The organism is Burkholderia torrens, from assembly GCF_984668525.1.
In genome coordinates, this window is record NZ_OZ480212.1 from 2,777,390 (window position 1) to 2,790,600 (window position 13,211).

Genomic DNA, 13,211 nt, shown 5'->3' on the forward strand with positions numbered 1-13,211 from the left:
ATGCCCCAAGTGCTCTCACGGTTGTGGAACCGCGCCCTTGCCTACGTTGATGGCCTGCTCGGTCGATACACGGTTGTCGTCGTTGATGACCTGCCCGATTCTCTTCGGGCAGGTAAGCTATACGCTGTCGGAGAACGTGGCCAATATTGGCTTGCGGCCCTCAGGTGTCCATGTGGATGCGGCGATACCATCCAACTCTCCATGATTGAGGGACAACGACCGAGGTGGACGATGACCCTGAAAAACACTCGTCTCCCGAGTCTTTCGCCGTCCGTTGACCGCACGGTAGGCTGCCGCTCCCATTTCTGGCTGAAGCACGGCGTGATTCGCTGGTGCGACTTACGGTAATGAGGGTTGCCGCCACCACAAAGTTGCGTCCGGACAGTCGCCGACCGCCACGAAACACACGCATCGAAGCGACACGTCTTCGCAAACGGAAATACTGAACGCTCGCGGCCTAGAGCCTAGTTGCAACGTAGACATCAATCTCCACATCTGACAACTCTGGCGCCGGCTTTCCACGTTGCATGCAGCCTTTCGCCCGCGGTCTCGTTCTATCTACCGAACCTTCACCGTATCGAGCAAGCGCGCCCTACATCAGTTGCAGCTCCCAGTCCAGGTGACGAGGTCAGATTTGCACGAAGAATCCGGCCGCCACAAGAAACTCGACTGTCTGCTCAAGCGACAACTGCAATGCGACCGAGACCCTGTATGTGTATTCCGCCTCACTGTCCAGGTACACCCGCCCACGCATCAAGCTTTGCATCGCAGTGTGAGGCTTACGTACGCCGGCTTGTTCAGCGGCGAGATAGATTTGCATTTCGTCGCCAAGGCTGCGCGACCAGAACAACCCTCGAGTAGCTAAAGCAGCTGGACTCTGCGGATGTGTCGGCGCTAGTCGCTCATGCTCAGGAAGCACGTCTTTCAGAATCTCGAATTCTTGGCCAGAATTCCGGCGGAGATAGCCGTGCCTTGCAAGCAAGGACATAAAGTCCCACACCGCGACCGGGAGCGACATCGACGCGGACGGCAGCACGTCATAGCGCTGGGTCAGCCATTCTGCTACGCAGTCAACCGTCAATTCGGACGCGGCGCGCTTGCCCCGTTGGCGATAGATGAATCTTCGGAAGACATCGGCCTGCCAAATCCGCGCATGCGCCTTCACGGCAGAGGCCCAGCGCACCTTGCTGCCAAACAGCAGCGGCCAATCCTGTTCCGCTAGGCCGAGCTTCCCAGCGAGGAACTCCGTCTTGCCTGCGTCCGGTGCTTGCCGAAACAGCTTGTTCGCCCGCTCAATCTTCCTCCGGGCTGCGTCTCGCTGCGCCGCCGCCGCGGCGCGCTCACGTCTGGCCAAGGCCCGCTCCCGTGCGTATTCAGCCTCAATCTCAGCGCCCTCTTCTTCGAGCCGTGCTTCTTCTTCACGGCACCGTGCGTCGAACACAGCCTGGGCTTCGGCCCAACCGGGGTAGAAAAGCCATCGCTTGCCTGCAACCGTATCAACGATGCGACGCGTGAGCGCGTCGATGGTGACATCGCGTGAGACATCCGACAGGTCGATTTCGAGGGCGGGAATCGCGAGGCGGGCGAGATGCGCGAGCTTGTTGCCGTCGGGTTCGTGGGTCACGACGACTTCGACGATCAGCAGTTGGTCTCCGCAATCGGCCACGAAGTCCGGCCGAATGCCGTCCATCCACTTCTCGGCTTCACCCGCCGCAGCCCAGCGGACGACGTGCTCATCGCATACCATGATACCTTTTTCAAGCGCTCCCTCATCCACACAGACCAGCGCGGGCGCACGTAGACGCCGATGCTCGAGCAGAATCTGTTTAGCCAGCATGTGAAGTGCCGTTTCGAAACCCTTCGCACAATCCGAGCCCGGCAGGTGCGAAAAATACCAAGCTTTCACTTCACCTTGCTTTAGAATCACCGGGCTTCGGCAGGCGGCGCAGCGAAACGGTCCTTTCGCATGCTTCGGCAGGTCACGTGCGGCGACAAGATGCCCCAAGGGGCTCACAGCAAACGGGATAGTCAAACCGGCTTTCATCGAGCAAAAGTGCAAAGCAGGAGTGGCTACTATAGCAACACGAGAGGGATACCACGTTCGAACGTAGTTCCCACCTTGTCATCCTAGTCGCATACCTATTAGTTCCTGCAGAAACTCTTTCGATTCCCTCGGGACACTTTCATTTTTGGCGAACAGATACGGCGACGACACAAATGCACCCGCAAACAGCCGCCCTCCGGTTCATTTCCGAAGACGGCTTAACCCGCCCGAACGAAATGATGTTCCACCCTCGTACGGAGCACACCATCCAGCGCCGCAAGCCGCTCACGCAACCGCACCGCTTGCCCTTCCGTCATTTCACCGAGCACGATCTTCTGCTCGAGAACGTCGCCACAGCGCGTGATGGCCCACCGATCGACTGTCGCCGTTTCCCCTTCGAGTACGGCCGCCGCGGTCGAGACGATGCCCGGATTCCGTCTCGATATGAGATGAACCGTATGCGTCAACGTGAAACCGGGAAGGAACTGCGACCAGTCTTCACAGACAGTCGGGCGGGAAGCGGAGGAAACTTGGCTCATGGTTGCTCCGGATGAGTGATTATCGAACCGGTGCCAGCCATGCTGCTCCCGTTTCGTTGCCGTCAATCGGCCGCATCGCCTCTAAGGCGTCCACCTTGCCCGGGAGGGCAGGTTGGCGTCGGAAAATCCGACTCTGGATGCTTGATTTCTAACGTTCGACATTCCGAACGTTGATTCATTATATCGAAAAATCGGCAGCTGACAAGCCGTCCGGTGAAAGCCACATTTCAGCGGGAAGGCTTCATCGATCCGGCCCTCATACGAGACGGGGAGTACGTCGGCGTTCAAGTCCGCAGACGATGAGCGGAGGCCGCCGGACCGGGGTGAGCGATAGAGGAAAACGCCGGATGGTCCGGCGCGAGACAAGGCAGCCCGAACGCATCACCCTCCCGCCCTCACGCGATGTACTTGTTCTTGATTCGAATATCGCGCCCCTGAAACGGCCCTGTATCGTGATCGTGCATATGCACGATCACCTGTGCCGGATCGAACAACCTCGATACCTCACGAAAATCCTGATTCACGCGCTTCATACCCTCGAACATCTCAGCATGCAGCGCGGCATCGTCAAGCTGCACCGGCACACTACCCGACGCGCGTTCAAGATGAACGTGCAGGAAACTCGTCAGGTGCGCATCCTCGGTGGTCGCGAGCTGGAACGTGCTGATTGCATCGTGCAGCGCCGGAGAAGCGGACAGAACCTGCTCGATATCGGACGGGAACACCTTCGCGCCATAAAAAGGCACGCTCGAATCGTTGCGCCCGTACACAAACAGGAACGGGAAATGGCTGGTCCGCGACGCGAATTCCGTCAGGCGCATGCCATGTGCCGACAGACGCTTGTTCAGCTCGCGGAATCGATATGTCCCGCCTGAATCGCGAATGTTGTAGCGGATCTTCGGCGCCGCACCGGACTGGCGCCCGATGGTCACCAGCAGTTCTCCGTCGGCATTCGTTTCGATCACGTAGTCGAGCGCGTTGTACTGGAAGATCATCGGCGGCGTATCGCGACCGAACAGTTCGCGGCATAACTCGGGGCGGCTCAGCAACGCGCGCCGCAAGCCGATCGTCGTCGGAGTCTCGACGCCGATGTTGATCTCGAGATCCGACGCGCCATACGAGGAAATGACCGTGCTCGCCTTGCGCAGCAGATGATCGCGCAACGCTTCCGACAAGCCCTCGCCACCAACGATGAAATCGATGTGATAAGGCGTCAGGTCGAGATCGCATTCGTCGACCACCGAGCGGATAAACGGCGGATAGCCGAATATCAGGTACTGATATTTCGGCCCGAACAGCTTCAGCGTGTTGATCAGCTTGGCCTTGTCCGGTCCGATCGACTTCATGATGCCGACGTCGACCAGCGACATCGACACGTTCATGCCCGTTGCCCACGGCCCAAGCGCAAAGCAGTTCAGCAGCATCTTGCCGGAATCGCGAAACACCAGCTGATAGTTCAGTTGCAGGATGCGCTTGACGTCGCTGCGTTCGGCCGCGCTGCGCACCCAGTTGTTCGGTTGACCGGTGGACCCCGACGATTCGTCGATGACGACGCCCGACTTCGGAATGGCTCCGCCATAGCAGCGCTGCTCGATCGAGTAGCGCTTGATGTAGTTCTCCTTGGTCATCGCGGGCAAGTCGGATAACCGCCATCTTCCGCGGGGCTTGTAACCCTCGGCCTTCAGGAACTCGACGTATGCCGGACATGCCGTGCTCGCCTTGAGGAACGCCACGCGGGCGCGCATGCGGCCGACATAGGCCAGATACGGTTGAAACACAGGTGCGTTGAGGAACACGTAAAGGCGTCCATCGACACTGATCACCCGACGAAGAAACCACAGCGTCCAGAGAATGGTTTCGAGAAACAGACGATGGAGCGTATTCATGCGGATCTCGGAGAATGGGACGAAACCGGCGCATCGACGAGGATGTCGGCGAGCGCCCTGCGCTGGCTTTGCGGCGGCGTACGCGAGTAGCCGACCTTGAAGACAAGCCATGCGCGGTCAACACCGGTGTGTGCACTGAACCACGCGGCGGCGTCGGGGTTCGTGACCAGGTTGCCGTACGGATGCAGGTACAGCCCGAGGCTCGTCAGGGCGAGCCAGAAACGCAGCAGGAATCGGCCCGACTCGATCGCATTCTCCGGGTTGAAGAAGTCGCCGCTCAGCACGCCGATCGCGGGTACGTGGCCCAGTTGCGCGCGATACCGGTGCTTGAAGTAAAAGCGCGTCGGCTTGAACGTCAGGATTTTCGACAGATGCGCGGAAAGCCAGAACTCCGCGCGCGACAGGTTCATGCAGCGCCAGTCGAGACCATCGCGATGCCGTGCCGCCGAGCGTTCGGTGAAGCGAAACCACTCCGTGATTTCGTCGTGGTAATCCGCAACGTTCATGTCGTGGAACACGGCGTCGATGTTCGCGGCGATGATCGGCTCGATCCGTTCGGCTCCCGATACATGGGTATATCGATGCCCCCATTCGTCGGCCAATGCCGTCAGTTGCGTGACAGCAGCGTCCGGCACCGGTGTCGGGTCCATCGAAATGCGCGACGTGCGGCGCGCCATCATCAGCGCGGACGGGTCGTCGCGCGACGATCCGACGTTGGCAACGAGCCGCAACGCAGCGAACGGAATCAGTTCCGGCAGGGTTGGCCGGGACATGACGGCCGCCAGTTCCCGTACCGGGCGATGCAACTGCCATTCGACACGCAAGCCGCGTGGTGCCGCGAGCAGATCGATCGCTTCGATGAACATGCCCATCGCGGACAACAGGAACGCCCCGGTCGTATCTTCCTTCGGCAACGTACGCGTGCCATCGACGAACAGCTCGGCGCAATCGTCCGAGATCAGTTGCACGCGCCATGGTTGAACGTTGTGCGGCGAAGGTGCATGCCGGGCAACGGACAGGATCGCGTGCCAGACAGAAAAGGCTTCAGTGGAAATCCCCGGCATCTCTCGTGGCTTCCTTGTTGTTGTTCGGCAAATTGCCGTTGTGGCGCGAGAATCCGGCCCCTCTCAAGACCGGACGAAGCAGTGCGCATCTTACATGAGGGCGAGGACCTATTCATATACGCCGGCGGCCGACCTTACTTCTACCGGTCATCCCGACGATACTCGCGCGGCGCCCTCCCCACCAGCTTGCGGAAATCGCGCGTGAGGGGCGCCTCATCGAAATTCCCGAACGTCGCATGAGCCCGTTCTGCCAGACCGCCCGGCTCTTGCGGACGATATCGACGGATCGCCCACTTCGGCGTCACACCTGCATACGATGCATGTGCCCCTGTCGCGCTTGCGCCGCCAGGCACGACAACCGTGCAGCCTAAAACCAAACACTAAACCGCGTCCCCGCCTTCAGCACATCGACCGTCAGCCTCCATTGATGGGCCTCGGCAATCTCCCTGCAGATCGCCAGCCCGAGGCCCGCACCGTCATACCGCGAATCGGGCGCCCGCCAGTACCGGTCGAAAAGCAGCGGGAGATGTTCCCGCCGAATACCCGGCCCTTCATCTTCAATATGAATCACCGAATCAAGGACGGTCAGCACGACGACACCGCCCGACGGCGACGCATTGATCGCGTTCTCGAGGATATTCTTGAGCAGGATGAAAAGCGCCCCGCTGTCCGCCCGCATGGGCGCCGTGGCGTCGCGCGCTTCGATATGAAGCGTCACCTGTTTCGCATCGGCCTTGCCGGCCAGCAGGCTCACGACGTCCTGCACGACTTCGACGCCGTTCACGTCGCCGAAGCTGAAGTTCTGCGCTTCGCTGACTTCGGCGAGATGCAGCAATTGCTTGACCTGCCTCGCCATCAAATCGATCTCGCGAAGCAGCAGCGCCTTCTGTCTGATGTCGGGCTGCAACTCGATCTGGCCTCTGACGAGCGTGAGCGGTGTCTGCAACTCGTGCGCGGCGTCGGCCAGAAATTGCTGCTGAACCGCGAAGCCGTTTTCGAGCCGGGTCAGCGCATCGTTGAACGCATCGATCAGCGGCTTGATCTCGCTGGGAATGCCGGCCGACGACAGCCGCGTCTTCAGGTTGCGTGGCTCGATTTCCCGCGCGGCACGCGATACCTCCCGCAACGGCTTCAGCACATGGCTGATCGTCAACGGCAGCGTCAGTCCGAAAATGACGGTCGCGATGACCAGCACATAAGCGATGGTCTTCGGTATCGGATCGATCCGCGTCCTGACGAGCGCATCGACGAGTTCCCTGCTGTACGCCACCTGCACGAAATAGACGACGCTGCCGTTCAGCGCGCGCTGCGTCGCGACCGCGAACGCCTTGCCGTCGATCGTGGCGGGCAGTACCTTGCCGGCCACCGTCGCGAGGTCGTCCGTCAGCCACGGTCGATCTTCGCTCGAAGGCACCGACGCCAGCAACACCTTCCCCGTCGCATCGAGCACGCGATACTTCACGTCGGCCGGCAAGAGCCGGAACATCACCGCCGGATGCTCGCCCAATCGCACGGATGCCGGGCGCCCGGCCGCATCGAAACGCATCCCGGCCACGATATGACGGATGCTCTCCATCTGCTGGCGCCGTCCCAGGAGCTCGGGATATCGATCGAGAAAATAGACGGAAAGCGCAGATATCAGCGCCAGGCTGATGGCGAACGCGACGAGGTTGGTCACCCACAGGCGCGTCGACAGGCGTAGAACCCAATGACGGAACATGGCGATTTCTACCCGTGAGTGGCAACTGGCGAAACGCGGCGAAGCATCGTCACGCGTCCCGCAGCGCGAAGCCGGCGCCACGGATATTGGTGAGCCGCGTCGTTGCGCCGATCGCCGTCAGTTTCTTGCGCAAGCGGTGCACGGTCACCTCGAGCGCGTTCGGCGTGACGGCCTCCGCGAGCCCCCATGCGGCATGCTCGAGTATCGAATGCCGGACGGTCCGGCCGGCCGCTTCGATCAGGCAGAGCATGACCTGCAGTTCGGCCGGCGCCAGCAGTACCGTCCGGTCGCCACAGCGCATCGCGCGCTGCGGCGGGTCCACGGTCACATCCGCGAACGATGCGACGAGCGTCGTGAGCAGCGCCGGGCGCCGCATCAGCGTGCGTACGCGGGCGACGAGTTCGCTCATCTCGAACGGCTTGGTCACATAGTCGTCGGCGCCGCTTTCGAGTCCGTCGATGCGGTCATGCAACGCGTCGCGCGCCGTCAGCATCAGGCAAGGCATCATGCGCCCCGCCGCGCGCAGCGTCCTCAGGAACGCCAGACCGTCTCCGTCGGGCAATCCGCGGTCGATGATCAGCAGCGCGTAATCGGCCTGGTCGACACCGTAGGCGGCTTCCCGGACATTGCCGAACCGGTCGGATTCGATTCCCGCCGCGGCCAAGGCCTGGCCCAACAACCCGGCCAGGCGCTCGTGATCCTCGACAATCGCCACTCTTGGCATACTCGCACTCACTTGAATCGATACATGTAGCCGATTCTGGCCTCGGGAACGAACCGTCTTCCGACGATCGGACTGTCGGTGATGGCGTCGCCGAGACGCGACACGCCGAGGTCCACGGAAATCGTCTGCTGCTTCGTCAACTGATAGTCGATACGGGTGCCGGCCGACACGTTCACTGTCGACCCCGCGTTGTAGGCCGCGCGCCACGCACGCGCCTCCGATGGTCGCACGCCGTAATAGTAGTCGACGTATTTGTCGCTCAGCCATTCCACGCCGACATGTGGCGCGATCGAGAACTGGCCGAGCGCAAACGCCTTCTCGAAGCCGATTTTTGCGCGCTCGCCCTTGTTTCCGCCGAGCAGGAAGCTGCCCGACAACGTGCCGAAGCCGGTGCTCCATGACAGTGCAGGGCCGTACCATAACGCGCCCTTGCGATTTTCCATGCCGTTCAGGATCGGTGCGTCCGAGCCCTTGTAGCCGTCGAAGAGCGAGAACTGGCCACGCAGCGCGACACTGACGCCGCTCCAGCTCCCGATTTTCAGATCGACCGTGGTACCGATGGCCCGCACCCATTTGTTGTCGAAATAGAGCAGTGGCAAAGGCAATACACGGCTGCTGTCTCCCTTGTAAGGCGACGGCTCGACGCCGACACCGGCACCCAATCCCCAATGCGTGACGTTCGTCGCGTTGTTGAGGATGGTCAGCCCTGAATTGTCGGTATCGGGCAGGATCGTGCCGTCGTCGGCCCAGGCCGAAGCAGACGACAACGCGAATGAAGCGGCAAGCAGCAGTAACGGACGTTCGCGGCGGAAGGCAGTTTTCACTATCATTTTCCTGGAGTCGACAATCGAAACGGGGGCTACTGTAGGACCAGTCGACTTACCGCTCACTTACCAGGAAAAATATCGTCCAAGGACAGAACCGCCTTTGGTTATCGCATCGTCGCGGCGGCGCTTCCCTCTGCTCGACGGGAAGCGCAAAGCTGCATGACCCGCCCGGCGAAACCCGCTACTTCGACAACCGCAACTTCTTCGACACCACGACGCCGCTCGACGGACTCACTAGCCGGATGTCGTGAAGATCCATGTGCAACGTGGAGATCCTCGTCGAAATGTCCGTCGGCTCCTCGATACTCGGGTCGGCATGTTCGGTTTGTTCGGTCAGGTAAGGCCGCACCAGGCGTCCGGAAAAAACGAGTGCGAAGTCGCCATGCGTTTGCGCGTACTCGGCGGGCGAAAGCCGCATGCGGCTCCGAACGGTGGTTTTTTTGCCTTGTCCGGCCTCGAGTTCGATGATGTCGACGTGCTGGACGTACCCTTTTGCCTTCGCTTCCGGTGCAATCACGAGCCCGCGTCCTCGCGGCCCCGTCGTCACCTTGTGGAGCAGGATGCCTGCCCGGCCGTCGCGCTCCGCATCGAACAGGTCGATATCCAGCGTCAGCAGCTGCCGCCGCGACCGGTATCTCAGCCCGTACCGCACCGGCACCACGAACGTCACGTCACGATCCAGGCCGACGGCCGCCAGGTCGGGATTCGTCGGGCCGTGCCGGCCGGCGGCACCGGCGACCGCGCCGCGAACGCGATCGCCCAACGAAGGTGAGAGCGTGCTGACGTGCACCTTCTGCAGCGCGTCCCGAATGGCAACCGGATCGTCGCCGGCAATCGGACGTGCCGGGGACGTGTCGTGATCGACAGCTGACGCGACGTGCGTCGTGCCGTCGACGGCCTCCCCCTCCGCACGCGCCGCGACGGGCGCCAGCATCGTCGTCACGGCGACGATGCACGCGAAGCGCGAACAACGCGATTTGAATTTCCGGTGAAACACGACGAACCCCCGATTGCTTGCGGATCGATCAACGACGAGCACTATAGGGTGGAATGACCGGCAACGCACCCGCCGCTTGAAATTCGCCGATGCCGGCACGCCTCGTCACAGGTTCCGTGTCGGCCCGGCGGCACGTCAATGGCCAACACAACACTACCGTGTTGCCTCGGCGACAACAACCGACGGAAAGCGAGCAGCGGCGCCCATCGGATTCGATCCGCGGGCGGCACATCGCGCGCCAGTGCGCAAGCCCGCTCGCACCGCTTTCAATGGCGTGACGTACCGCTGCTCATTTTGAGTCGAGACAATTCTGAATTCTCAAATTTCAATTCAATCATGTCCTAGCCAAAAAAGCCCTACGCCAACGATATTGGAAAACGAGGCATGACAAATACCAATTCAGAATATTCGACTCGATATATTCTCATTTAAATAAAAAATCCACCCTAAGCAAACAATCACTAATCATTGTTTCAGAATGAATTTTTCAACATCTCAAAATAAAAATATCGACTTAAGATAGAAATAGCTTGCTATTCTTCGCACCGAAAATCCGAGTGCCGTTGCCTAGTCATCCTGAGAGGCGGATTCGAACCTATTCGAATCCGGAACAAAAAATAACGAGATTGTCGTTATGTCGATAGCAGCAACCTTGAGAAACTTTGCGTCGGGTCTGGTCGACCTGAACAAGCGTCCAGTCTCCCTTCATTTCGGGCAGGCGCAACGCGCGGTCGGCCATCTGCTGGCGCTCCATCACGCCGATATCCGCGAGGGACTGATGTCGGGGATCGAAGGGCAACTGACCTGCGTGTCGACCTACGATCATCTGCCACCTGCGCTGTTTCTCGGCTTGCCCGTATCGGTCCGGCTGACGACCGACCGCGGCAACATCCGGGCCATCAATGCGATCGTGCACGAAGTGCGAACCGGTCAATCCGATGGCGAACTGACCGTCTATCAGCTGCATGTGTGCGACGCGCTGTCGCTGATGGACCGTCGCACGAACGCCCGCCTGTTCCGCTCGCGCAGCGTGCCGGAGATTCTGGTGACGCTGATGAACGAGTGGAAACAGCGTAGCTCCGCACTCGCGCGAGCGTTCGATTTCGACCTGTCGATGTTGCAGGCCGATCGGTATCCGGCACGCGAGCTGACGCGGCAGGTCAACGAATCCGACGCACGCTTCATCCGGCGGCTGCTGCGCCGGGAAGGCATCACGGTCTTTGCGAAGGCCGCCCCGGTCGACGGGAGACGCGGCGTGACCGATGAGCGGCCGATTCACACGCTCGTGTTCTGCGACGATCCGCACCGTCTGCCGGACGCGCCGGCCGGTACCGTACGCCTCCACCCGCGCGACGCCGGCGTCGAGCAACGTGACACCGTCACCCTCTTCGCGTACGACCAGCGTCTGTCGCCCGGCAAGGTCCGCCGCCCGTCGTGGGATTACAAGACCGCTCGTGTGGACGACTTCGAGGCCGTCACAGACATCGGCCAGGGCGAGTCGGGGAACGATCTTGCGCGCCTGCTGACCGATATCGCGATCGACATCCCGCACGTCGGCGACTCGTGGCGCGATCACGCGCGCATCGCGCACGACCGGATGCTGGCCCATCAGTTCGAAGCCGCGCGCTTCGACGGTATCGGCACCGTGCGCGACATGCTGGTGGGACACGGGTTCACGCTGGCGGGCGACCCCGAGCTGGATATGAAGTCGATCGATCGTCGTCGATTCGTCGTCACGTCGATTCGACACGTCATCTGGAACAACCTGCCGAAAGACCTGTCGGGCCGCACAAGCGGGCTGTTCACGGCAAGCCACAACCTCACGCCAACCGCCCCGCCGCCCGATGCATCGGGATCAACGGACACGCGCTACGAGAACAGCTTCACGTGCGTGCAACGCGGCGTGCCGCTGAAGCCCGCCTACGATCCGGCGATCGACGTGCCGCCGGTTCACCTGATGACCGGCACGATCGTCGGCACGCAGGGCGAAGAGGTGTTCTGCGACAAGGCCGGCCGCGTGCGTGTGCGGATTCACGGGCTGGATCCGGCGGACCATGCTCACGCGCAAGGCGCCGGAACAAACGGCCTGGCCGGCGACAGCGCACCGATCCGCGTCGCGGCGAGTCTCGCGGGCGAATGCTTCGGTGCGCTGTTCCTGCCGCGTGTCGGCATGGAGGTCTTGCTGGGGAATCTGTCGGGCGATCCCGACCGTCTGGTGATCATCGGGGTGTTGAGCAACGGCGCGAACCCGCCCGCGACTTTCAGCGATACCGGCGCGCTTCCTGGCAATCGCTACGTGTCCGGGATCAAGACGCGGGAAATCAAGGGGCGGCGTCATAACCAGCTTCGTCTGGACGATACGCCGTCGCAAATCTCCGCGCAGTTGGCAAGCGAACATGCGCATACGCAGTTGAATCTCGGCTACCTGACGCAGCCGCGCAAGGACGGACACGGGAACGATCGGGGCGAAGGCGCGGAGTTGCGCACCGACGCCGCTGCGGCGTTGCGCGCCGCCCAAGGCATGCTGTTGACGACCTATGCGCGTTCGCATGCAACCGGGGGTCAGCTCGATCGCGATGAATTGATCCGCTTGCTCGATCAATGCACGGAACTCTTCAAGTCGCTCGGCGATTATGCCGGCCAGCACGGCGGGCAGTCCGCCGACACGGCCGGCCAGGACAACATCGCCAACGCATTCCGTCACTGGAAACCCGGCGAATCGGAATCCGGCGCCACCGGCGACGCATCCGCGTTCATGGCGTTCGGCGCGCAAGCAGGATCGCTGAACGTCACGCCGAAAACGCACGTCACGTATGCAGGCGAGAACATCGATCAGATCGCGCAGCAACACATGCAAATCACGAGCGGCGAGCGAATCAATCTGCATGCCGGGCGTGGCGTCGCGATGTTCGCGCACGGCAAAGGTGTATCGGCGATCGCACATCAGGGGAAAGTGGTCCTTCAATCGCAGAACGACGACACGCAAATCGAATCCGGCAAAAACATCCAGTTGACCGCGGCCAACGGCAGGCTTGCCGGCACGGCAAGCGACGAAGTCGTATTCGTCACGTCCGGCGGTGCGTATCTCAAGCTGCATGGCAGCGATATCGAACTGGGATGCCCCGGCAAGTTCACCGTGAAATCGGACGGTCATGCATGGGGCGGCCCCGCGAGCATGAGCGTCGACCTGCCGGCATTCGATCAACGCACGCTCGGCCGCGTCCCGAAGCTGATCCGTCCAACGGACGGTAACGCGGCACCGGGATTCGAAGGACAGATTCAAACAGCATCGGGAACGCTGTCGAGTTTGACGACCGACACGGCCGGGGAATTGCCGGCGATCGATACCGATCGGTTCGAGAGGCTGGCGGTGCAGTTCACCAAGAAGAATGTTTAACGCAAGCGCAGGA

At 61.3% G+C, this 13,211-nt stretch carries 10 protein-coding genes and 1 riboswitch; of the genes, 2 read left to right on the top strand and 8 right to left on the bottom strand.

Annotation, left to right across the window (positions count from 1 at the left end):
* Entirely contained in the window at window positions 1-348 is a 348-nt protein-coding gene (locus AC5LXX_RS28735) for a ubiquitination-like system serine protease family protein (protein WP_493411972.1), read from the top strand.
* A 280-nt stretch (window positions 349-628) separates the two neighbouring features.
* Here AC5LXX_RS28735 and AC5LXX_RS28740 read toward each other — a convergent pair whose 3' ends face one another.
* From AC5LXX_RS28740 to AC5LXX_RS28775, 8 genes are all read right to left on the bottom strand, one after another.
* Window positions 629-2,044: a competence protein CoiA family protein gene (locus AC5LXX_RS28740; protein ID WP_493411973.1), complete on the bottom strand. Its 1,416-nt coding sequence runs from the start codon at window positions 2,042-2,044 to the stop codon at window positions 629-631.
* A 218-nt stretch (window positions 2,045-2,262) separates the two neighbouring features.
* On the bottom strand, window positions 2,263-2,583 hold the full coding sequence (locus AC5LXX_RS28745; RefSeq protein WP_493411974.1) for a hypothetical protein: 321 nt from the start codon (window positions 2,581-2,583) through the stop codon (window positions 2,263-2,265).
* A gap of 42 nt (window positions 2,584-2,625) precedes the next feature.
* A riboswitch (SAM-I-IV-variant riboswitch) is annotated at window positions 2,626-2,729 on the bottom strand.
* Between the two features lie 249 nt (window positions 2,730-2,978).
* Window positions 2,979-4,580, bottom strand: a complete 1,602-nt coding sequence (locus AC5LXX_RS28750) for a phenylacetate--CoA ligase family protein (protein WP_493411975.1) — start codon at window positions 4,578-4,580, stop codon at window positions 2,979-2,981.
* Complete coding sequence (locus AC5LXX_RS28755; protein ID WP_493411976.1) at window positions 4,466-5,437, bottom strand: hypothetical protein; 972 nt, start codon at window positions 5,435-5,437, stop codon at window positions 4,466-4,468. The genes AC5LXX_RS28750 and AC5LXX_RS28755 overlap by 115 nt, the downstream gene beginning before the upstream one ends.
* 463 nt (window positions 5,438-5,900) lie before the next feature.
* The gene (locus AC5LXX_RS28760) at window positions 5,901-7,253 is read right to left on the bottom strand and encodes a sensor histidine kinase (protein ID WP_493413432.1); all 1,353 of its coding nucleotides are present in this window, start codon (window positions 7,251-7,253) and stop codon (window positions 5,901-5,903) included.
* A 49-nt stretch (window positions 7,254-7,302) separates the two neighbouring features.
* On the bottom strand, window positions 7,303-7,977 hold the full coding sequence (locus tag AC5LXX_RS28765) for a response regulator transcription factor (protein ID WP_124451581.1): 675 nt from the start codon (window positions 7,975-7,977) through the stop codon (window positions 7,303-7,305).
* An 8-nt stretch (window positions 7,978-7,985) separates the two neighbouring features.
* Entirely contained in the window at window positions 7,986-8,801 is an 816-nt protein-coding gene (locus tag AC5LXX_RS28770; protein ID WP_493411977.1) for a MipA/OmpV family protein, read from the bottom strand.
* A gap of 184 nt (window positions 8,802-8,985) precedes the next feature.
* Entirely contained in the window at window positions 8,986-9,738 is a 753-nt protein-coding gene (locus AC5LXX_RS28775) for a hypothetical protein (protein ID WP_493413433.1), read from the bottom strand.
* A gap of 697 nt (window positions 9,739-10,435) precedes the next feature.
* Between AC5LXX_RS28775 and AC5LXX_RS28780 the strand changes: the two genes are divergently transcribed.
* Window positions 10,436-13,198 (top strand): type VI secretion system Vgr family protein, encoded by a 2,763-nt coding sequence (locus AC5LXX_RS28780; protein WP_493411978.1) that lies wholly within the window; start codon window positions 10,436-10,438, stop codon window positions 13,196-13,198.
* Window positions 13,199-13,211: the final 13 nt, after the last annotated feature.